The organism is Lacticaseibacillus parahuelsenbergensis, assembly GCF_030770265.1.
Lineage (GTDB): Bacteria > Bacillota > Bacilli > Lactobacillales > Lactobacillaceae > Lacticaseibacillus > Lacticaseibacillus casei.
Window position 1 is genome coordinate 1,566,376 of sequence record NZ_CP132482.1, and the last position, 20,002, is coordinate 1,586,377.

The window sequence follows — 20,002 nt, forward strand, 5'->3', positions numbered from 1 at the left end:
TATAATTTACCACAAAAGTTTAACCATGAAGGAAGAATAAGCCATGTTTTATAGTTTTCTGCGTTATGTCGTAGCCGGTTTACTCTGGCTCATCAATGGACATGTTAAGGCTCAGGATAAGCAACAATTGCCTGACGGGCCATTTGTCCTGGTTGCGCCTCACCGCTCCTGGCTCGACCCGGTTTTCCTCGCACTTGCCTCTTGGCCGCACCATTTTTCATTTATGGCAAAAAGCGAATTGTTTAAAAATCCCCTGTTGCGCTGGTTACTTGTTAAAGTTGGGGCTTTCCCGGTTGATCGTGCGCATCCCGGTCCCAGTGCCATCAAGGTTCCGGTCCGGGCTTTAAAGCAGGAAAATAAGGCGCTAATGATTTTCCCTACCGGCTCGCGTTACTCCGCGGATATGAAAGGCGGGGCGATTCTGATTGCCAAGTTGGCAAAAGCGCCGATTGTACCGGCTGTCTATCAAGGCCCGGGAACTTTTTGGTCATTGTTTAAACGCAAACCTGCAATTGTCCGTTTCGGATCACCGGTTGAGCCTCCAAAAGGTCGGCTGACTGACGAAGCGCTCGCAACCTTTAGCGATCAGTTGCAAGAAAAGTTTGCGGCGTTGGATCACGCGATCAATCCGGATTATAAGTACATTCCTGATAAGAAGAAATATCTGGAAGAAAAAGAACATGGTGACGTTTGAGGTTCGCTTGTCGAACCTTTTTCGTTGGATGGGCTTGTGTTGAACCGTTTGATGTTATGTGCTTTTGGGTGTAGTACCCGGTGAACGTTCAGCCCCCTCAACGCGTTCGCCGATACAGGAGTTGGCTCACGCTCACTTCTTCATAACGCGCTCCCCGGCGCAGAATAGAAAGGACAAGTATCCTTATGAATCTTTGGAAAAGAATGACCCGTAAGCCAGACTTGGCGGCTGCACTTAAAGCTGATGATTTACTGACACGAAGCTTAACGACGCGAGATTTGATTGCATTAGGCATTGGCGCCGTTATCGGTACTGGGATTTTTATTTTGCCTGGTACCGTTGCCGCTACAACGAGTGGCCCTGCGATCACGATAGCGTTCATTCTGGCGGCGGTTGTATGTTCATTAGCTGCCATGTGTTATGCGGAATTTGCCTCGGCACTGCCGGTGGCGGGTTCGGCCTATGCGTATGGCAATATTGTTTTCGGGCAGGTTTTTGGCTGGATCATTGGCTGGGCACTCATTCTTGAATACATGTTGGCAGTTGCTGCGGTTTCGACTAGCTTTTCTGCCTACTTTGCCAGCTTGCTGACTGGTTTTCATATTCACTTGCCCGCAGCGATTGCCGGACCGTTCTCGCCTAGCCACGGTACTTATGTCAACCTGATTGCCGTCCTTGTCGTTTTGTTAATCGGCATTATGCTTTCGCGTGGCATGCAGTCTTCGATGGCGATCAATCGACTCATGGTTTTAGTTAAATTGCTTATCATTCTTGTTTTCGTGATCGTCGGTTTCTTTTACGTTCAGCCGGCGAATTGGCATCCTTACCTGCCATTTGGTGCCAAAGGCGTTCTCGCCGGGGCCGCCATGGTTTTCTTTGCTTACCTTGGCTTTGACGCAGTGTCGGCGTCAGCTCCTGAAGTAAAGCAACCTCAACACACCTTGCCTCGTGGGATTATCGGTACCTTGATCATCGCCACAGTCCTATATGTTTTAGTCGCCATTGTTTTAACAGGAATGGTGCCATTTACCAAACTGGACGTTGCTGATCCAGTTGCGTTTGCACTCGGTGCGGTTCATTTACGCGGTCTTGGCGGTTTCATTTCGGTTGGTGCACTGGCAGGCATGTTCACCATGATGGTCACGATGATTTACAGCTCATCCCGATTGATTTATGCTATTGGCCGTGATGGCTTGCTTCCCCGTTGGTTCGGTCATATTAGCGGACATCTACCGGAAAATGCCCTCTGGACAGTGGTTGCGATTATCGCGATCATGGGCGGGCTGGTGCCGCTAAACCAGCTGGTCAACCTTGTTAACATCGGCACGCTGATTGCATTCGCGTTTGTGTCCATCGGCATCATCCCGTTACGTCGACATAAAGCCATCACTAACGATGGCTTTCACGTTCCCGGTTATCCAGTGACGCCAATCGTGTCGTTTCTCTTTTGCCTGTTGCTCATGACCCAATTAAGTGTTGAAACCTGGCTTATGAGTCTCGCGTGGTTTGCGTTTGGCTTGGTCATTTATTTCAGCTATGGCATCAGACACGGGCACGTTTCCGAAGCAAAAATCAGGTAACAATCAACATCATATTTACTTAAGAGAGGAAAATAATATTGGTCAATAAACAAACAGCAACCTGCCTTGTGGATGGTCAAGTATATGCCATCAGTGATGGACTTTTCTTGAGTGATCTGGAAACCAAACTCGTCAACATTATCAAAAACGATTATCCCAAGGCCACTAAGAATAGTTTCATCTGCAATTCGCATTTATTAAATTATAGGCTTGAACGGATGCGACGCCAACAACGCCAAGATGAACGGGCCCATGAAAAGATCAACCGTAAAATGTCGCAGGCATTGGTCAAGGATGATTTTCAACTGACCGATGTTTACGACAACATGGAAGCAACGAACACATTCGGCGAACGAATTGCTGACGCGGTTGCCAAGTATGCCGGCTCATGGCCGTTTATCATCATCTTCTCCGGCTTCATGGTGGTTTGGATGATTCTCAACACTGTGGGCATCTTTGGCCATAAGTTTGATCCGTTCCCGTTCATTTTATTAAACCTCTTTTTGAGTATGGTAGCAGCGTTGCAGGCACCGCTCATTATGATGAGTCAGAACCGGGCGGCTGAGTATGATCGACTTGAAGCCAAGAATGACTATCATGTTAATCTTAAGTCAGAAGAAGAGATTCGCTTACTTCATTCCAAACTGGACCACATTATTGCCGATGACAACCCGAATTTATTTGAAAGTCAGCGCCTGACAGTTGAGGTTATGGGCGAAATGGTCAACCAGTTGACGGAAACCCGCCAACAGCTTGAACTACTTAAAGCCAGTCAGGATGAAACCGACAAGGCCGTGCACGAGGAAAAATCGAAAAAATAAAACATCCCTATTTGGCGTGGCATGTGATGCCCACTTACCAAACAGCGGATGTTCTTTTTTACACCAAATTTTCGGATAACCATCATTTGTCAGTGGATTCAGCGCCACTGTCACCGACTTGCAGATGATACATTTCATAATAGCGACCATGTTTAGCCAATAAGGATTCATGCGTCCCACGTTCGACAATTCGCCCGGCATTCAGCACCAAAATAAGGTTGGCATCCTGAATGGTCGAAAGACGATGGGCAATCGCAATCGTGGTCCGTCCTTGCCGAATACGCCGTAAGCCTTCTTGAATCACTGACTCGGTTTCTGTGTCGATATTGGCAGTTGCCTCATCCAAGACGAGAATCTTGGGATTCGTCACAACCGTGCGGGCGAATGAAATGAGCTGCCGTTCGCCGCTGGAAAACTCGCTTCCGCCTTCAATAACCTTGGCATGATAGTGATCCGGTAATTTGTTGATGAAGCGATCCGCCTGAACGAATTCAGCCGCTTGCTGAACCTGCTGATCCGTAATCTGATCATTGAACAAGCGAATATTGCTACTGATATCCCCATAAAACATGAAGGAATCCTGCAGCACCAAACCAAGCTTCTTCCGCAACTCCTCCATCGGGTAATCACGAATGTCGACATCATCAATCAAAATCTGCCCTTTGCCAAACTCGTAAAAGCGCATCATGACATTGATAATCGAACTTTTACCCGAACCGGTATGACCGACTAATGCCACCGTCTCCCCAGGGTTGGCAACAAAACTGATATCATGCAAAATATCGTGCTTGCCATCATAGGCAAAACTAACATGGCGGAATTCAATTTTGCCTTGCTGAATCACCGCATGCGCGTCAGGGTGCTGGGCGGGCGCGTACTCTTTGCTATCCAAAATCCGGAAAATTCGGCTACCAGCTACCACACCGTCTTGTAGAAACGACAGATTATCCATCATGTTGACCATCGGATTGAAGAAGTTAGCAGTATACGTGGTGAACGCATACACCAAACCAGCTTCAACATAACTATGCATGGAAATCAGCCCGAACGTCCACAAGACTGCAATCAATGCGAACGAGTATAACAGATTGATCACAGACGACAGCAGCAAGGAGTTCACGCGAATCATGGCCTTTCGAGCGTCAAGGTATTCCTGATTCGTCGCTTCAAACTCACGGCTAATCCGGTTTTCCTGGCGAAACTGCTGAATAATGCTGATACCTTCAATCGATTCATTCAGCTGGGTATTCAACTCGGAAAGCTTTTCGCGCATGTGCCGATAAACTTTGGAGCTGTACGTGCTGTAATACCAGACAACCACTAACAAAATGGGTAAGAACGCAGCCACCAACAACGCAATTTTAGGATTTGCTGCAAACATGATAGTGAAACTACTGATAACCGAGAACAAGCCGACGATAACCGCCAAAATAACGTTCCAGAAATCAGAGAAGGTCATGGTATCATTCGTGACGCGCGAAACAATCGAACCAGCCGGCGTCTGATCAAAATACCGCATGCCAAGTGTATGCAGTTTAGCAAACAACTGTCGCCGCGCATCTTCAAGTCCCCGTTCAGCGCCCATGTTGAATAAAAAGGTCTGGAAGAACTGAAAGACGGCTTTTACGAAGGTGCCAAATGCGTATAAGACCGCAAACAATAGGAGAATTTTGACGGTCGCACTTTGATTCGCCAAATACCGATCCATAAAAATCTGCAGGATCTTTGGCAGTAAGACGTTCATACCTGCCAATAACGCCGCAGCAACAATCGCACCGATGAATTGACGTTTGTATGGTCGGGTAAAGCCCATGAGTCGACGCATAATCTTAATCTGTTGTCGCACCGGGATACTTTTAGACCATGCACTTTCGTAACCTTTACTTGCCACGTACGTCACCTTCCTCCGCTGCTTCCATTTCCTGCTTTGCCCACATTTCGGCATACCAACCATGTTTGGCCAACAATTGGGCATGTGTACCACGCTCAATGACCTGGCCGTTTTCCAAAACAATAATTTCATCGGCATGCATCACTGAGCTCAAGCGATGAGCCGCAATGATCGTTGTTTTATGCGCGCGATCACGTTTCATGTTGGTCAGAATTTCTTCTTCGGTTTTCGCATCCACTGCTGACAAGGCATCATCCAGGATCAACAATTCAGGCGCATTGATGACCGCCCGAGCGATGGCCAAGCGTTGTTTCTGTCCGCCAGATAAGCTGACGCCTTTTTCGCCAACCAAGGTTTCATAGCCTGATGTGAATTTTTTGATATCATCATGCACAGCACTTTCCTTGGCGGCATTTTCCACGTCCTGCTGGCCCTTTTCAAAAGCGGAAAAGCGAATGTTGTCAGCAACCGTGGTTGAAAACAGAAAATTATCCTGCGGGACATAGCCGATCGAATCAAGCAAGGCATCCAGCGAATAATCCTTGATGTTATGACCGCCGAATTCAATGAACCCATCGTAACTATCGAATTCACGCAACAGAAGTTTGAAAATCGTACTCTTGCCGGCGCCGACCTTCCCGACAATCCCGAGCGTGTTGCCTTCCAACAAAGTAAAATGAACCCGACTCAAGGCCACTTGCTGATCATTGGGGTAACTAAACTTGTTGATCTGATACCGGATATTACCATGCGCCGGCGTGGTAATCGCGTCTTTGGCTTCAAGAATCGTCGAGCGCTCCTGAAGCAGTTCGTTGACCCGATCATAGCTGGCATTCCCACGTTCAAGAATGTTAAACAGGCGGCCAATCGCAAACATAGGCCAGACTAACGCCGAAACATAGGTCACAAATGAAACTAACTGGCCGATCGAAATTTGGCCGTGCACGACTTGCCAGCCGCCATAAATGATCGTAATGACATAAGTAAGGCCCATAATGAGACTAGTCGTCGGATCAAATAATGCATCAATAAAATTAACCCGGCGATTAATCTGCACGGTTCGATCGACAATCCGGTTAAAGTCGGCGGTATCCTCCGCTTCCTGGCCGAATGTCTTGATCACTTTGATACCGCTGACACTTTCCTGCGTTTTATCATTCAACCGCGAAAATGCTGCCTGCGACTCGGAAAACGCAGCATGCAGTCTGGTGCCCAGTTTACGTGCCATCACGGCCAGCAGAGGCATCGGCAAAATCGCCACAATCGTCAGGCGCCAATCGACCACTAAAATCATCGCAATAATGGTCGTACCTCCTGTGATAAACGAATCAAATAATGTCAAGATTCCGGCACCGGCCACATTCTGCACCGCGTTTAAATCATTGGTAGCATGAGCCATCAAATCCCCGGTGCGATGTTTTTGATAAAAAGTCGCGTCCATTTTCATAAAATGCCAAAATAAACGGGTCCGCAACGTGCGCTCCAACTTTGCGGCCCCGCCCCAGATTGCATTACGCCATCCATAACGGAAGAGATATTGCGCAATTCCGGAGAACAGCAGCAGCCCCAGCATAAGGGCAAGGTAATTGCCTGTCAGCCGTGATTTACTCATCGCGTCAACTAGATCGCCGATGACCTTTGGCGGAATCAAATTAACCAAGGCTACTAATAGTAAAAAAGTCACGCCTAACAGGTAACGCCGCCACTCTTGTTTAAAATACCACCCTAATTTTCTAAAAATTCCCACAACCATGCTCCTTAAATCGCCAACCTAATTCGCGCGTTCAGAATCAAGCTGCTTGTTTTATGAAATAAATGACTTATGTTTTCTCATAAGCGCCGTTAGTTATGAATATTCTCTCATGATAGCACAAACATCGTTAGGACGCGAAAACGCGATGACAGAAAAGATCTCTGTCACCGCGTTTTCTTAGCAATTACTTAGCATTACGTTGGGCTTGTTTCATTTGCGCCATCATTTGGTTCAGTTTCTTAGCAGATGGCTTTTGCCCCATTTGCATCATCATGGTGCGCAGCATGTCTTCGTTCACAGGCGGATTATCTTGAAAATACTTTTTCATATATGCCCGTGCGCCGAAGAATCCGCCTGCTAAGCCGACCAGTAACGCAATGATCCCCACAAGTATTGTGATTAGCAATGTGCGGCCTCCTTCAAGTTTCATTTCTCATTGTACTAAAGCGCTTTGTTGTTGAAAAGACTAATCTTTCCGCCAGCCATGTTCGCGTTGGATTTTTTGGACTTTTTTGCTGGTGATTTCTTGTCCTTTTTTGTCAAAAACCTGGGTGTGCTCGATTTGATCGCGTAAACCGGCACGAAAATCTTTTAAATAAGCTTCACGCAGCTGTTGACGTTCGATTTTTTCCTCAGGTGTCAACCCTACGCTGCGATCTTTCTTGGCTAATTCATTGATCCGATCCAGTCGTTCTTTTGGTTGTTGTGCCATCATGTTGCCCCCTAAGTTTTAATATCATCACTTAATTTAGTTGAACCGCGTGGTAGTGATAATTTGCGGCTTCATGATCAGGATACGGCGCATTTTGTAACATCGCAACATATTCTGCGGCACGGCGCCGAGAAGAGAAGGCTTTGAGCAACTCGATAGGTGCCAAGCGGTCCGCGTAGTAGACAACATAAATCAACTGATCGTTCATGAGCCTTCACCTCGAGTCTGTCGTGGCGCGGTGGTGGGGTGTTTTGGGGGGTGCCGGGACTGTTTCTGTCGTGTAGTGGAATTTGGATTGGACAATCCCCAGAAACTCCCATAACGCGCTCTTTAGCTCAGAAACCTGCATGTAAGGACTTTTCGTGATTCTTATACTTGCGTGGCTTTGGGCCTGGGAAATCCCCGTTAACTCCCATAACGCGTTCACCGGCGCAGAAGTCTGCGTGTAAGGACTTGGTCGCAATGGCCAAAGCCCGGCAACTTTTTGGGGCTGGAATCCCCGAAACTCCCATAACGCGCTCGCAGTCGCAGAAATCTGGCTTTTGGAGTGGGATCCCCCGTCAACTCCCATAACGCGTTCACCGGCGCAGAAGTCTGCGTGTAAGGACCTTGGTCGCAATGGCCAAAGCCCGGCCATTACGCCCAAGGCCACTTACACTCCGACTTCTAAACGCGCCGGTTCACGCTCAAAACAAAAAAAGACCGTTTCCGGCCTTTTCCAAGATTAACGACGCTTTTCGCGGATACGTGCTGCTTTGCCGCGGAGTGCGCGTAGGTAGTAGAGTTTTGCCCGACGAACTTGGCCGTGACGGGTGACTTCAATCTTTTCGACCCGTGGGGAGTGTAATGGGAATGTCCGTTCCACACCGACACCGTTTGAGATTTTACGAACAGTGTAGGTAGCGGAAATGCCAACACCGCGACGTTTGATTACAACGCCTTCAAAGAGCTGAATACGTTCACGTTCGCCTTCAACGATCTTGGCGTGGACGCGGACGTTATCACCTGCACGGAAGTCAGGAATATCGTCGCGTAACTGTTTCTTGGTAATTTCTTGAATCAATGGGTTCATTGGTCTTTCTCCTTTGCCGACATTCATAATCATCCCGAACAGCGGAATGCCGTTGATATGTGACGTATCACAATCAATAAGTTTAGCATGTCCGGTGATGCGTGTAAAGATAAAATTCTTTACAAGATTGGCTAGCTGTCGACCGCAAGCGATATTGTCTTAAGTAAGCAGTTAGCCAAAGTGTCACAAAAACTGTAACCTCTTAGAAGATACATCTAGGAGGAATCACATGAAGAAGGTTGTCTTAACAATGAAAGAAGAAGAACGTTACCGAGTCATCAAAGCAGTGGTCAATGGTAAGACCTCCGTGCAACGCGCAGCCGTTAAGCTCAAGCGCTCCGAACGAACCATCTACCGATTGATCAAGCTTTACAAGCAACAAGGCAAAGACGGCTTTATCCATGGCAATGCCGGTCGTGAGCCCGCCAACAAACGCAACGCGCAACTCGAACGCCAGATTATTCGTCTGTACACCAACAAGTATGCCGGATTCAACATCGCCCATTTTCACGAGTTCTTAACCACTGCCGAACAAATCGCCATCTCCGAATCCTCACTCCGGCTCTTATTCAGACACCACCACATTCTCTCACCCAAAGCCCATAAAGCCACCAAGCGCCGAGTCAAGCGTGAATTAAAAGAAAAAGAAAAGAAGTCCAAGCTCCTATCCAAACGTGATGAAGCCACCTTGTCAGCCATCGAGGTCGTTGAAAACATCAAAGCCCATCCAGAACGTCCTCGGAAACATTATTCTGGTGAACAGGTACAAATGGATGCTTCCTGGGAGTATTGGTTTGGTACTCAAAAAACCACCTTACACGCAGCCATTGATGATCAGTCCGGGAACGTTGTCGGCGGCTACTTTGCCAAACAAGAAACACTCAGCGGCTATTATCATGTGTTTGCCCAAGTCCTTCGCGATTATGGCGCTCCAGCAGAATTCCTAACGGATCGGCGCACCGTGTTTAACAGCAACAAAAAAGAGGGCTCACCTTCGACCGAGAACCCTCTTACACGTTTCGGTTATGCCTGCCAGACACTTGGAACAGAACTTTCGGTCACCAGTATTCCGCAAGCCAAAGGCCGCATAGAACGTCTTCTGGAGACTTTTCAAGATCGGCTCACAAGTGAACTGCGGTTGCATAACATCACCACAATCGCAGATGCCAATCGGTTTTTGGTCGGCTTTATCAAGCGTTACAATGACCGCTTCGCATCTACCATCAAAAGTAGCATGTCGGTGTTTGATAAGCAACTAACACCCAAGGAAATTGACAATATTTTGATCATTGCCAATGAACGCAGCATCGGCCACGGACATTGTGTTCGCTTTGATAACAAACGCTATCTGCCACACCGGAATGGCGAATTGGTTTATTTACCCCCGCATACAAAGGTCTTAGTCATCAAAAGCTTCACGGGCAGACTTTATATGACCACTGATGATGACCAGGTGTACGACCTTTTCTGTGTGCCAAAAGAACAGTTCATGTCAGCCAAATTCGATCTTACGCCAGCTGCGGCACCAACTCCTAAACGAACCAAGAAAATCCCGGCAATCACGCATCCGTGGCGCCGCGCTAACTATCGCGATTACCTTGATTCTCTTGGCATTAACAGGACAAGGGTTAAACAGTTGGTCGCCGAACGATATCCATACAAGAATTCACAAGCGATTCAAGTCTAATTAGGATCATCTCGCGTCCAGTTTTCGGACGCATGTTTTGTGGAATTTACTGTCAAAGTCGAAAATCGCTTGACAATAAAATTCTTTACAAGATTGGCTAGCCGCTATGTTTCTAAACAACCAGACTGCCTAATCCAAAAACCTCGTAGCATTTCGGGCCTAATTTTGCTCCGAATCTTCTGCGTTCCGGGTGCTTGCATTTAACCGTCTTTCTGCTGCTTTAGTAGCCTCTTCTGTTTTAACCTCGCGTAACAGTTTTTTGGCGGCATCATCAAGCTCGACTTGTTTAAGTAAATCCGGCCGCCGCAGATAGGTTCGACGCAGACTTTCCTTTAACCGCCAGCGCGCAATCAGCTGATGGTTGCCATTTTGGAGGACTTCTGGCACCTTCATGCCGCGATATTCAGGCGGACGGGTATATTGCGGGTATTCTAGCAGGCCATTTTCAAAACTGTCGGTGTGGGCACTTTCGTCATTACCCAAAACACCTGGCAAAAGCCGGACAATGGCATCAATCATAACCATTGCCGGCAGCTCGCCGCCGGTTAGGACATAGTCGCCAAGTGAATATTCATCGGTGACAAGTGTCCGAATCCGTTCGTCATAGCCTTCGTAATGCCCACAAATGAAGACCAGGTGGCTTTCTTGGGAGAGTTCCCGCGCGACTTGCTGGTCGAACTTTTTGCCTGCCGGATCCATCAAAATAACCCGCTTAGGCCCCGGATGGCGTTGATTAACCCCGTCCATGGCCTCAAATAGCGGTTCCGGCTTGAGCAACATCCCTGCACCGCCACCATAAGGCGTGTCATCGACATGATGGTGTTTGTCGTGGCTATAACTACGATAATCAACCACATCAAAGTTAAGCAAATGGCGTTCAAGTGCCTTTCCGATCATGCTTTCGCGCAATGGCTCAAACATATTTGGAAACAAGCTTAAAACATCAATCTGCATCGTCAATCAACCCTTCTGGCACGATGACGTGCGCTTCCTTGTGTTCCAGATCAATCGACTGTACCACAGATTTTAAAAACGGCAACAAAATTTCGCTTTTACCGGCACGGGGAATCACCCAGACATCATTAGGACCGGGGCTGAGAATCTCGCTAACTTGACCGAGTGTCTGACCATGCTCATCAATCACCGTCAAGCCGATAATATCTTTATAGTAATAGCTGCCGGCTTCGAGCGGCTGTAGGGCAGCATCCGTGACCTGCAGTTTTTTCCCTTTGAACGGTAAAACCTGGTTAATATCCGTATAGCCTTTAAACGTCAGCATCGTGAGGCCTTTATGCTTGCGAACCGACTGAATCGTCAGTGCCGTTTTGGGCGAAGTCGCAACATAAACTGTCTTCCCCACCTGAAACCGCTGTTCCGGAAAATCTGTCGTCACAAGTACGCGAACCTCACCGCGGATGCCATGGGTATTCACAATCGTACCAATATCATAATACTCGGGCATACATTTCCTCCTTATGTCTCCACCAGTCATGTCAAAATAAAAAGACCGACGCGGTATGCGCCAGCCTTTTTATTTTGTATGCGGCGCATCCAAAATATTGAGCCGCACCCGCTTATTGTACGGGCTTTTAACACTGTATACAATGGTTCGGATTGCCTGGGCAACCCGGCCCTGTTTGCCGATCACGCGGCCGACATCTTCAGGTGCAACAGCCAGATCAAAGGCCATATACTCGCCTGTTTCATGTGCCGTCACCTTTACGGCTTCTGGTTTGGTAACCAGTGGGGTAACAATGGCTTTGATCAAACTACCGATATCCACCATTTAAGACCGCCCTTATTTCTTAGCAAAGCGCGCTTCATGATACTTCTGCATGATACCCTTGCTGCCAAGCAAGTTACGTACAGTATCTGAAGGTTGTGCGCCTTTTTGAAGCCAATTCAAAATATCTTCTTCATTTAACTTTAAATCGACTGGATTAGTCAACGGGTTGTAATAGCCCACGGCTTCGATGAAACGACCGTCACGCGGCGAGCGTGAGTCTGCTACAACGATCCGGTAGAAAGGCTTACGCTTTGAACCCATCCGCTTTAAACGAATTTTAACTGCCACTAAGTCCACCTCCTGCTCATTTATCAACCTTGATAGCATAGCAAAAAAAATTTAAGCTGTAAAGCCTTTTTTCTTTACACGGAAAATTGTTCGGCTTATGAATGGAATCGCTTGGCCTTTTTAAGCCGCTTCTTCTTGTTGCGCTTTTGCTTGCGGACCATTGAGTTCATCGCCATTTTTCCTAGCTTGCCGGAAACACCGCCACCCATGAGTCCGTCAAGGCCCTTCATATTGCCTTTGCTCATCTGGTTCATCATTTGTTTACTTTGATTGAACTGTTTAATCATGCGATTGACTTCAACAACCGGCCGGCCTGAACCACCGGCGATCCGCCGCCGCCGACTCGGATTCAGCAAATCCGGATTTTCCCGTTCTTGCGGGGTCATCGAATAAACAATAGCCTTCATGTGGGCAATGTCCTTAGGATCCATTTTGACATTTGCCAACGCCTTATTATTCGCCATCCCAGGAATCATCTTCATGATGTCCTCAAGCGGCCCCATCTTGCTAATTTGGTCCATCTGATCGAGAAAATCGTTAAAATCAAACGAATTCTCACGGATCTTCTCAGCGACTTCCTGAGCTTGCTTTTCATCATAGTTCTTTTGGGCTTTGTCAATCAGCGTCAGCATGTCACCCATGCCAAGAATCCGATTGGCCATCCGGTCCGGATAAAAGACATCCAAGGCGTCCATCTTTTCGCCTTGCCCGATGAACTTGATCGGCTTGCCAGTGACCGCGCGAATCGACAGTGCTGCCCCGCCACGGGTATCACCATCCAACTTCGTCAAAACAACCCCGGTAATATCCAGCTGTTCATTGAAGCCTTTGGCAACATCAACCGCCGCTTGACCGGTCATGGCATCAACGACCAGCAAAATGTCATTCGGATGCGCAAGTGCTTTGATGTTCTTAAGCTCGTTCATGAGCTTTTCATCAATCTGCAAGCGGCCGGCGGTATCGATGAGGACGTAATCGTTTTTGTTTTCTTTAGCGGTGGCCAAGCCTTGCCGCACAATTTCAACCGGATCGGTATCGGTGCCCATCTCAAACACTGGCACATTCAGCTGCTTGCCGATGGTTTGCAGCTGATCAATCGCTGCCGGTCGATAAACGTCGGCCGCGATTAGCAAAGGCCGCGCCTTCTCGTTGTCCATCAAATACTTGGCCAGCTTGCCGACCGTTGTAGTTTTCCCAGCCCCTTGCAACCCAGCCATCATAATGACGGTTGGAATATGCGGCGCCTTGTTCAGCGGCACCGCTGCCTCGCCCATGGTTTTGACTAACTCGTCGTTGACAATCTTAATGATTTGTTGGGCGGGGGTCAGGCTTTCGAGTACTTCTGTACCAACTGCTTTAGTGCGGACGTTTTTGATGAACGTCTTAACCACATCAAAATTGACATCGGCTTCCAGCAACGCCAGCCGAATTTCCCGCATGGCCTCGCGAACGTCGCTTTCACTGACCTTACCTTTTCGCCGTAATCCGCTAAAGGCTTTTTGTAACCGTTCCGATAATCCTTCAAATGCCATAGTATCCCCCTGCTATTTCGCGGTTTGATCCGCGACTCGTTCTAATAATGTGCTCAAAACCTTGTCGTCCGGGTAATGGGTGCGGACATAGCCCACCAGCGCATCCACCGCCTCATTTTGCGCTTGGTAATTGGCAAAAAGATGCAGCTTCTTTTCATATTCTTCCAGACTGGCTTCGGTTCGGCGAATATTGTCGTAAACCGCCTGGCGCGACACGTTGAATTCAGTCGCAATTTCGCCCAGCGAATAATCATCGCCGTAATACAAAGCCAAATACGCATGTTGTTTATCCGTTAATAACGGGCCATAAAACTCAAACAATGAGTTCATGCGATAATTTTTTTCGATTTCCATCATGTCATTCCTTTAATCCCATGATTGCCGGTACATCAGTTCTCCGGCCGCTTGAACATGGTCCTTGTATAAGGATACCGGTATCGTTGGAAATGGTCAATTGTCACCGGAAAATAGTCAGCGCATCTCACGTCAAGCACGTTTTAAAAAAGACGACAAGCTAGACGAACGGTCATTAAGTGCTTAAAATGTAATCGGTTACAACCGCCTTATCGTCATTTAGAAAGGACAAGATTTCACATGCCAAAAACGGATCTAAAAATGACAGCAGCTGGTTTTAAAACTACCGATGATTTAGTTGACGCTACCATCCATCTGCTTGATGAGAACGACTATCACTTTCTGGCGATCGCACTAGCGCAAGAGCTGTTGTATCATCGTAGCGACCAAGACAAAGTGACGTTGATTAAAGAATATGTCCAGCTTGTGTAGTTAGGAAGCCGCATTCGGGGATGAGCATAATTCTGAAAAAGCATTCACAGTTTAGTGACTTCCGAACGATAACGAAAAGTCTCAGGCAATAGGCTCTAGGCCGCGCCAAACTCCGCAATCTCCGGCCAGATGGGGCTGGAACGCTGTGACGGCGCTTTGAGCCAGAAAACCGCTGTCTCAAAGTCGCCTAACAACATCAGCGACAAAGCTCGGTCGCTGTGTTGTTTCCACAGCTGAGCCCCATCTGGCCTATGATTGCTCCGCCTTGGCACTAACATCTCGACACTCTGCCGAATTATTCTTGGAAAAACAAAGAACCATACTGCCGTTGTGAATTATGACCTAGACAAAACAGGATGGATCGACGAAAGCGGATTCACATTTCCGGTTTTGCCTCATTTCGTGGTACACTGAACATGTGAAAAATTGGAGGGAAGAATATGGTCGCAACCTTTATTTACTGGGCCGTGTTTGCTGTCCTTGCTGCTTGGGGATTGTGGAGTTTGGTTTTCTCATGTGTTTACCTGAGCAACCATGAAAACGGCAATTTATGGTTCTTTGCTATTATCAACACCATCTTCGGTCTTTTAGGCTGGCTATTTGCATGGATCATGAGCAATACGGCATGGCAACAATACTGGTTTGCAAGTAAAGTCCAACCATCCGCTTGGTTCACTTACCTGCTAATCGGCTACCTTGTCTTGGTTATCTTGCAAGTCATCTTTGGCCGGGAAAAGAAAGTCCAGACAGCCTAAATCATCAACGCGCTGGATTGACGCACGTAAAAAGCGTTGCACTTGAACGAACGGGTGCAACGCTTTTTTTCTGTTCTTTTGATTGTACTGACTTAGGCTTTGACTTCAATCAGGCCCTTAAACAAGCCGGTCACAAACTTCGTCGGATCAAATGCCTGCAAGTCATCCATTTTTTCGCCTAGCCCAACTAACTTGACCGGTACATGCAGCTCATTGCGGATTGCCAAGACAATGCCGCCTTTGCCAGAGCCGTCTAGCTTGGTTAGCACAATGCCGGTAATTTGGGTCGTCTGGTTAAACTCTTTCGCCTGATTCAGCGCATTCTGGCCGGTCGTGGCATCCAGCACTAACAAGACTTCTTGCGGCGCATCCGGCAATTCGCGGACGATCACGCGTTTAATCTTGTTCAACTCATTCATCAAGTTGACTTTGTTTTGCAAGCGGCCAGCGGTGTCGACCAACACCACATCGTAGCCTTCTTCTTTTGCCCGCTTAACGCCGTCAAAAACAACGGCTGCGGGATCGCCGCCTTCTTTCGTGGCCACCACCGGCACATCAACGCGGCGGCCCCATTCTTGCAATTGCTGAATAGCGCCGGCACGGAAGGTATCGGCTGCCACCAGCAAGACGCGCTTTCCTTCTTCTTTAAGCTGATGCGCAAGCTTGCCAACAGTGGTCGTCTTGCCGGCGCCATTAACGCCCACAAACAGAAAGACAGTTGGCCCTTCTTCGGCAAAGTGGAGCTGGTTATCTTCACCTTTGCCGGCCTCACCATACATATCTACCAGCTTCTCAACGATAACTCGCGAAACGGCTTTGGGATCCTTCGCATTTTTAAGCTTAACTTCTTCGCGCAATTCATCGCTCAACCGAACCGCTGTTTCAAACCCGACATCGGATTCGATAAGCATCTCTTCAAGATCATCGAAAAAGTCTTCATCCACCGTCCGAAAGTTGGCAAATAACGCATTAAGTTTTTCGCCAAAACTGCTGCGGCTTTTTTTCAGACCTTCATCATATTTATTTTCTTCAGGCGTTTCCGGTTCATCCCCGGTGAACGCCTTTTTAATCGCATCAAAAAGTCCCATTAACTTGTCGCCTCTTTCTGTGATTGATCCAGACTGACTGCCATAATCCGACTCACACCGGATTCCTGCATGGTCACCCCGTACAAGACATTGGCCGCAACCATCGTGCCGTGGCGGTGCGTGATCACGATAAATTGGGTCGCGCTGGCATAATGGCGTAAGAACTCGCCAAACCGGTTAACGTTGACATCATCCAGGGACGCCTCAACTTCATCCAAAATCGAAAATGGCACCGGACGGACTTTTAGAATCGCGAAAAGCAACACAATCGCGGTTAACGCCCGTTCGCCACCTGACAGCAATGACAGTCGCGTCAGCTTCTTGCCAGGCGGTTGTGCGGAAATCTCAATGCCGGTCGCTAACAGATCGTCAGGATCGGTCAAGCTGAGATGGGCATGCCCACCGCCAAACATTTGCGGGAAAATCGCTTCAAACGCACTATTCGTCTGGTCAAACATATTTTTGAATCGTGTTTTGACGGTTTCATCCAATTCGTGCATCGTCTCTTCAAGCTGCTGTTTAGCGGCCAAAAGATCGTCCTGCTGCTTGGTGAGAAACTCGTAGCGCTGATTGACTTCTTTGAACTGCTCGATCGCATTCAGATTAACCGGCCCCAATTCATCAATGCCGCGTTTCAAAAGCTTCAACTTGCTCTTTAATTCAGGAATCGGTGCGTGATCCGGCACCACGGCAGCTTTGGCCGCTTCGTAAGTGAGCTGATAATCCTCGGCTAACGTGTTCAGGCGAGCATCCAAGCCCAACTTCACCCGGTTAAGGGCCACTGCCTGTTGTTCGGAGGTAGCCATGGCCTGATGCTGTTGTTCATAGGTCGTTGTAATCCTAGCAGAAATCTCGCTTAATTTGCCGCGATTGGCTGCCTTGGTTTGGGTGACTTTGGTTTGCTCGGCTTTCAGTTGCTTCAGTTCCTCTTGCAACTTGGCAATTGTGGCCGTACGACTGGCTTTTTCTGCCGCCGTTTCCTTAGCCGTTGCGGTAATGTGCTCAATGCGTTGCTGAAGTTCAGTGATTTGTTCGGTTGCATCCCTTGCCTGCGTCTGCCATTGCTGATGCTGATCATGCAGTGTCTGCAAGTCATTGGTCACCACTGCCAGCTTCGTCTTCAAGGCATTCTCGGCTGCTGCTTGTTTCGACCGGGAATCGGCCGCAGCGGCAGCGGCAGCTTTAAGTTGTTCAATTTCTGACTGAGCGTCTTCGATGTCACGAGCAATTTTTTTGCCCGCTTGATGAAGCTCGGTCATTTTGGTACTTAAATCAGCCTGAGCCGTATTAGCCTGTTGTGCGGCAGCCAACTGTCGCTGCGCCTGCCGTAGCGTCTCTGCCTGCGCAGTGTGCTGACTGGTAATGGCCGTTAGATCGGCTGCTAACGCCTGAGACTGCGCCTGAGCGTCTTGCCATGCGGTTTGGGCGGTGTTCTCCTGCTTGGTCAGTTCGGTCAAGGCGGTTTGCTTCTTTTTGAGATCTTCGACTAATTCCTGCAGTTGCGTCTTGAGATGGCGGGCTTCCTGATTGCGTGCCAGCGGTGAAGCTTGCCGGCCTTGCTTGACCTGGCCGCCTGTCAGTGAGCCACCTGGATTCAAAATATCCCCAGCCGTCGTTACAATACGATAACGGTGATGAGTGGTGTTGGCAATGGTGATCGCGTGAGGCAGGGTATCGACAATCAAGACACTCCCTAGCAGATTAGCCATCACGGACTTTAGGTCAGCCGGATATTGGGCAAGCTGCAGACCCGTGCCTAAAAAGCCATCTGCGCCTTTGACAAGTTGCAAAACCGCAGTTGGCAGCTCACGTGGCCGCATCACAGCAGCAGGTAGAAAAGTCGCCCGACCGGCTCGCTGTTGCTTTAACAGGCTGATGGCGCGTTGGGCTGCTGTTTCATCGCGGGTGACAATGGCCTGTAGATTGCTACCTAAGGCCAAATCAAACGCTTGCTGGTAAGCGGTCGGTACTTCCAACAATTCAGCCACCGCACCAATCACACCCGGCAAGGTTGCTTTATGCTTCAGCACAACCCGAACGCCGTTATAAAAGCCCGCATAGTCTTCATTCAATTCAGATAGCGTCTCATACCGTGCACGTGCGCGTTGATAAGTCGCCATTTCGTCTTGATAAGTTTGCTGCTGGGCACTGCGGTTTTGTTGCAGCTGATTCAACTTGGTTTTAGCTTCTTCAACGGCAGTTTGTTGCGTTTCTGCTTTAGCCTGTAACTTTTGCTGCTGGCTTAACAGCGTATTGACCTTGGCCTCCTGATCCTGCGCCTGCTTGCTCAGCTCATAGATTCGCCGATCGTGCGCCGCATTTTGACTCGCCGCGAGTTGCTGGTCTTTTTGTAAGGCTGCCTGGGCATTTTTATTGTCAGCTTGAGCTTTCAACAAATCAATATAGTGATTCTGGACAGACTCCAACTGACGATTCAAAGCAGCCGGGTCTTGGCTGGCTTGCTTTTGTTGGGCCAACTGTTCCTTGAGGTCTTGCTGTTTTTTCTGGGAGGCATCAAGCTGCTTGGTTAAGTCGGCCAGTCGCTGATTTGCCTCTGTTAGCGCCTGCTGAGCGTGGGTCAACCGATCTTTTAAATCAGCCAAGGTTGTCGCCGCGTTGGCCGAGCGTTCGCTAGAGAGGTTCGCTTCACCGCTGAGATTTTCCAGCTTCATCGAGCGACTCAAGACCTGGTCATTCAGCTGGTTCAACCGTTCTTCATGCTGATGATCCACCGCACTCAACTGTTCGGACTGATTTTCCAGATCCTTAACCTTTGCCGTCAGCGCCGCAATGGTCGCCTTGGTCACTTTGGCTTCACCTTGCGTCTTCTCCTGCTCCGCCGCCAGCTGTTCGATCTCCAGCGCCAAAAGTGTTTGGTGAATCTTCTTATAGTCAGCAGTTTGCTGCTGATAGTCCTTGGCCAGTGAAGCTTGCTCTCGCAGTGGTTCAACCTGATGCTTCAACTCGACAATAATATCGTTAATCCGCGCTAGGTTGTCGTCATTGTTAGCCAACTCGCGCTCGGCTTTGGTTTTCTGTTGCTTATATTTATAAACGCCAGCGGCTTCTTCGATGATGCCCCGGCGTTCTTCTGGTTTGCTATTAAAAATCGCTTCAACCCGGCCTTGCGAGATAAACGAAAAGCTCTCACGTCCCAAGCCGGAATCCATGAACAGATCAACAATATCCTTTAACCGAACATCTTGATTATTGAGCAGAAATTCCGAGGTGCCATCGCGATACAATCGGCGCGTCACCGAAACTTCGGCTGGCTGATTTTTTAGGTAGCCATCGCTGTTGTCGAAGGTCATGGTAACCGCCGCACGATTCAAAGCAGGTCGGCTGTCCGTACCTGCAAAGATAACATCACCCATTCGCTCGCCGCGCAGGCTTTTGGCACTTTGCTCGCCCAATGCCCAGCGAATCGCCTCGGTGATGTTACTTTTTCCACTACCATTTGGCCCAACAATCCCAGTCAGACCGGATACAAAATCAATTTCGGTTTTATCTGCAAATGATTTGAAGCCATTAATGATCAAACGCTTTAATTCCATGAT

Annotated in this window: 20 protein-coding genes; 6 read left to right on the forward strand and 14 right to left on the reverse strand. The window is 48.4% G+C overall.

Translation table 11 applies throughout. From position 1 onward, the window contains the following. Window positions 1-43 precede the first annotated feature (43 nt). The 3 genes from LACPH_RS07340 to LACPH_RS07350 all read left to right on the forward strand — a co-directional run bounded on the left by LACPH_RS07340 (window position 44) and on the right by LACPH_RS07350 (window position 3,095). Window positions 44-694, forward strand: a complete 651-nt coding sequence (locus LACPH_RS07340) for a lysophospholipid acyltransferase family protein (protein ID WP_049169464.1) — start codon at window positions 44-46, stop codon at window positions 692-694. A 185-nt stretch (window positions 695-879) separates the two neighbouring features. Further along, complete coding sequence (locus LACPH_RS07345) at window positions 880-2,274, forward strand: amino acid permease (protein WP_306386517.1); 1,395 nt, start codon at window positions 880-882, stop codon at window positions 2,272-2,274. A 38-nt stretch (window positions 2,275-2,312) separates the two neighbouring features. Further along, entirely contained in the window at window positions 2,313-3,095 is a 783-nt protein-coding gene (locus tag LACPH_RS07350) for a DUF1003 domain-containing protein (protein ID WP_047106258.1), read from the forward strand. An 82-nt stretch (window positions 3,096-3,177) separates the two neighbouring features. Here the strand turns inward: LACPH_RS07350 and LACPH_RS07355 are convergent, their stop codons facing one another. From LACPH_RS07355 to rplS, 6 genes are all read right to left on the reverse strand, one after another. Continuing rightward, window positions 3,178-4,986: an ABC transporter ATP-binding protein gene (locus LACPH_RS07355; protein WP_306386518.1), complete on the reverse strand. Its 1,809-nt coding sequence runs from the start codon at window positions 4,984-4,986 to the stop codon at window positions 3,178-3,180. After that, window positions 4,976-6,733: an ABC transporter ATP-binding protein gene (locus tag LACPH_RS07360; RefSeq protein WP_306386519.1), complete on the reverse strand. Its 1,758-nt coding sequence runs from the start codon at window positions 6,731-6,733 to the stop codon at window positions 4,976-4,978. Before LACPH_RS07360 ends, LACPH_RS07355 begins: the two co-directional genes overlap by 11 nt. Window positions 6,734-6,923: 190 nt before the next feature. Beyond that, window positions 6,924-7,145, reverse strand: a complete 222-nt coding sequence (locus LACPH_RS07365) for a YneF family protein (protein WP_010488061.1) — start codon at window positions 7,143-7,145, stop codon at window positions 6,924-6,926. A 60-nt stretch (window positions 7,146-7,205) separates the two neighbouring features. Beyond that, on the reverse strand, window positions 7,206-7,451 hold the full coding sequence (locus LACPH_RS07370) for a DUF896 domain-containing protein (RefSeq protein ID WP_049169468.1): 246 nt from the start codon (window positions 7,449-7,451) through the stop codon (window positions 7,206-7,208). Between the two features lie 31 nt (window positions 7,452-7,482). Then, on the reverse strand, window positions 7,483-7,659 hold the full coding sequence (locus tag LACPH_RS07375) for a hypothetical protein (RefSeq protein WP_010488057.1): 177 nt from the start codon (window positions 7,657-7,659) through the stop codon (window positions 7,483-7,485). Window positions 7,660-8,175: 516 nt separating this feature from the next. Then, window positions 8,176-8,523 carry a 50S ribosomal protein L19 gene (rplS, locus tag LACPH_RS07380; protein ID WP_010488055.1) on the reverse strand — a complete coding sequence of 116 codons (348 nt, stop codon included), beginning with the start codon at window positions 8,521-8,523 and terminating at the stop codon, window positions 8,176-8,178. A 229-nt stretch (window positions 8,524-8,752) separates the two neighbouring features. On the opposite strand from rplS, the gene LACPH_RS07385 reads away from it, so the two are divergent. Beyond that, on the forward strand, window positions 8,753-10,210 hold the full coding sequence (locus LACPH_RS07385) for an ISNCY family transposase (RefSeq protein WP_306386520.1): 1,458 nt from the start codon (window positions 8,753-8,755) through the stop codon (window positions 10,208-10,210). Between the two features lie 159 nt (window positions 10,211-10,369). Here the strand turns inward: LACPH_RS07385 and trmD are convergent, their stop codons facing one another. From trmD to LACPH_RS07415, 6 genes are all read right to left on the reverse strand, one after another. After that, window positions 10,370-11,164 carry a tRNA (guanosine(37)-N1)-methyltransferase TrmD gene (gene trmD / locus LACPH_RS07390; RefSeq protein ID WP_306387688.1) on the reverse strand — a complete coding sequence of 265 codons (795 nt, stop codon included), beginning with the start codon at window positions 11,162-11,164 and terminating at the stop codon, window positions 10,370-10,372. Beyond that, window positions 11,154-11,672 carry a ribosome maturation factor RimM gene (rimM, locus tag LACPH_RS07395; protein ID WP_049169470.1) on the reverse strand — a complete coding sequence of 173 codons (519 nt, stop codon included), beginning with the start codon at window positions 11,670-11,672 and terminating at the stop codon, window positions 11,154-11,156. The genes trmD and rimM overlap by 11 nt, the downstream gene beginning before the upstream one ends. Before the next feature lie 69 nt (window positions 11,673-11,741). Then, window positions 11,742-11,996, reverse strand: coding sequence for a KH domain-containing protein (locus LACPH_RS07400; RefSeq protein ID WP_049169471.1), 255 nt, complete (start codon window positions 11,994-11,996; stop codon window positions 11,742-11,744). Between the two features lie 12 nt (window positions 11,997-12,008). Next, window positions 12,009-12,284, reverse strand: a complete 276-nt coding sequence (rpsP, locus tag LACPH_RS07405) for a 30S ribosomal protein S16 (RefSeq protein WP_003564756.1) — start codon at window positions 12,282-12,284, stop codon at window positions 12,009-12,011. A 95-nt stretch (window positions 12,285-12,379) separates the two neighbouring features. Then, window positions 12,380-13,816: a signal recognition particle protein gene (ffh, locus tag LACPH_RS07410; RefSeq protein ID WP_010488046.1), complete on the reverse strand. Its 1,437-nt coding sequence runs from the start codon at window positions 13,814-13,816 to the stop codon at window positions 12,380-12,382. A 12-nt stretch (window positions 13,817-13,828) separates the two neighbouring features. Then, window positions 13,829-14,170, reverse strand: a complete 342-nt coding sequence (locus LACPH_RS07415) for a putative DNA-binding protein (RefSeq protein WP_049169472.1) — start codon at window positions 14,168-14,170, stop codon at window positions 13,829-13,831. A 240-nt stretch (window positions 14,171-14,410) separates the two neighbouring features. Here LACPH_RS07415 and LACPH_RS07420 point away from each other — a divergent pair, with 240 nt between their 5' ends. Together LACPH_RS07420 and LACPH_RS07425 are read left to right on the forward strand one after the other, a co-directional pair. Then, window positions 14,411-14,602, forward strand: a complete 192-nt coding sequence (locus tag LACPH_RS07420; RefSeq protein ID WP_306386521.1) for a hypothetical protein — start codon at window positions 14,411-14,413, stop codon at window positions 14,600-14,602. A 440-nt stretch (window positions 14,603-15,042) separates the two neighbouring features. Continuing rightward, entirely contained in the window at window positions 15,043-15,357 is a 315-nt protein-coding gene (locus LACPH_RS07425; RefSeq protein ID WP_010488042.1) for a hypothetical protein, read from the forward strand. 92 nt (window positions 15,358-15,449) lie between these two features. Here LACPH_RS07425 and ftsY read toward each other — a convergent pair whose 3' ends face one another. After that, window positions 15,450-16,445 carry a signal recognition particle-docking protein FtsY gene (gene ftsY / locus LACPH_RS07430; RefSeq protein WP_087912238.1) on the reverse strand — a complete coding sequence of 332 codons (996 nt, stop codon included), beginning with the start codon at window positions 16,443-16,445 and terminating at the stop codon, window positions 15,450-15,452. Further along, complete coding sequence (gene smc, locus LACPH_RS07435) at window positions 16,445-19,999, reverse strand: chromosome segregation protein SMC (protein WP_306386522.1); 3,555 nt, start codon at window positions 19,997-19,999, stop codon at window positions 16,445-16,447. Before smc ends, ftsY begins: the two co-directional genes overlap by 1 nt. Window positions 20,000-20,002 lie beyond the last annotated feature (3 nt).

What these genes read in the sequence shown, in the direction of transcription:
- LACPH_RS07340 (WP_049169464.1), top strand. Translation starts at nt 44, where the DNA reads ATGTTTTATAGTTTTCTGCGTTATGTCGTAGCCGGTTTACTCTGGCTC.
- LACPH_RS07345 (WP_306386517.1), top strand. Translation starts at nt 880, where the DNA reads ATGAATCTTTGGAAAAGAATGACCCGTAAGCCAGACTTGGCGGCTGCA.
- LACPH_RS07370 (WP_049169468.1), bottom strand. Translation starts at nt 7,451, where the DNA reads ATGGCACAACAACCAAAAGAACGACTGGATCGGATCAATGAATTAGCC.
- LACPH_RS07375 (WP_010488057.1), bottom strand. Translation starts at nt 7,659, where the DNA reads ATGAACGATCAGTTGATTTATGTTGTCTACTACGCGGACCGCTTGGCA.
- rplS (WP_010488055.1), bottom strand. Translation starts at nt 8,523, where the DNA reads ATGAACCCATTGATTCAAGAAATTACCAAGAAACAGTTACGCGACGAT.
- LACPH_RS07385 (WP_306386520.1), top strand. Translation starts at nt 8,753, where the DNA reads ATGAAGAAGGTTGTCTTAACAATGAAAGAAGAAGAACGTTACCGAGTC.
- trmD (WP_306387688.1), bottom strand. Translation starts at nt 11,164, where the DNA reads ATGCAGATTGATGTTTTAAGCTTGTTTCCAAATATGTTTGAGCCATTG.
- rimM (WP_049169470.1), bottom strand. Translation starts at nt 11,672, where the DNA reads ATGCCCGAGTATTATGATATTGGTACGATTGTGAATACCCATGGCATC.
- LACPH_RS07400 (WP_049169471.1), bottom strand. Translation starts at nt 11,996, where the DNA reads ATGGTGGATATCGGTAGTTTGATCAAAGCCATTGTTACCCCACTGGTT.
- ffh (WP_010488046.1), bottom strand. Translation starts at nt 13,816, where the DNA reads ATGGCATTTGAAGGATTATCGGAACGGTTACAAAAAGCCTTTAGCGGA.
- LACPH_RS07415 (WP_049169472.1), bottom strand. Translation starts at nt 14,170, where the DNA reads ATGGAAATCGAAAAAAATTATCGCATGAACTCATTGTTTGAGTTTTAT.
- LACPH_RS07420 (WP_306386521.1), top strand. Translation starts at nt 14,411, where the DNA reads ATGCCAAAAACGGATCTAAAAATGACAGCAGCTGGTTTTAAAACTACC.
- LACPH_RS07425 (WP_010488042.1), top strand. Translation starts at nt 15,043, where the DNA reads ATGGTCGCAACCTTTATTTACTGGGCCGTGTTTGCTGTCCTTGCTGCT.
- ftsY (WP_087912238.1), bottom strand. Translation starts at nt 16,445, where the DNA reads ATGGGACTTTTTGATGCGATTAAAAAGGCGTTCACCGGGGATGAACCG.
- smc (WP_306386522.1), bottom strand. Translation starts at nt 19,999, where the DNA reads ATGGAATTAAAGCGTTTGATCATTAATGGCTTCAAATCATTTGCAGAT.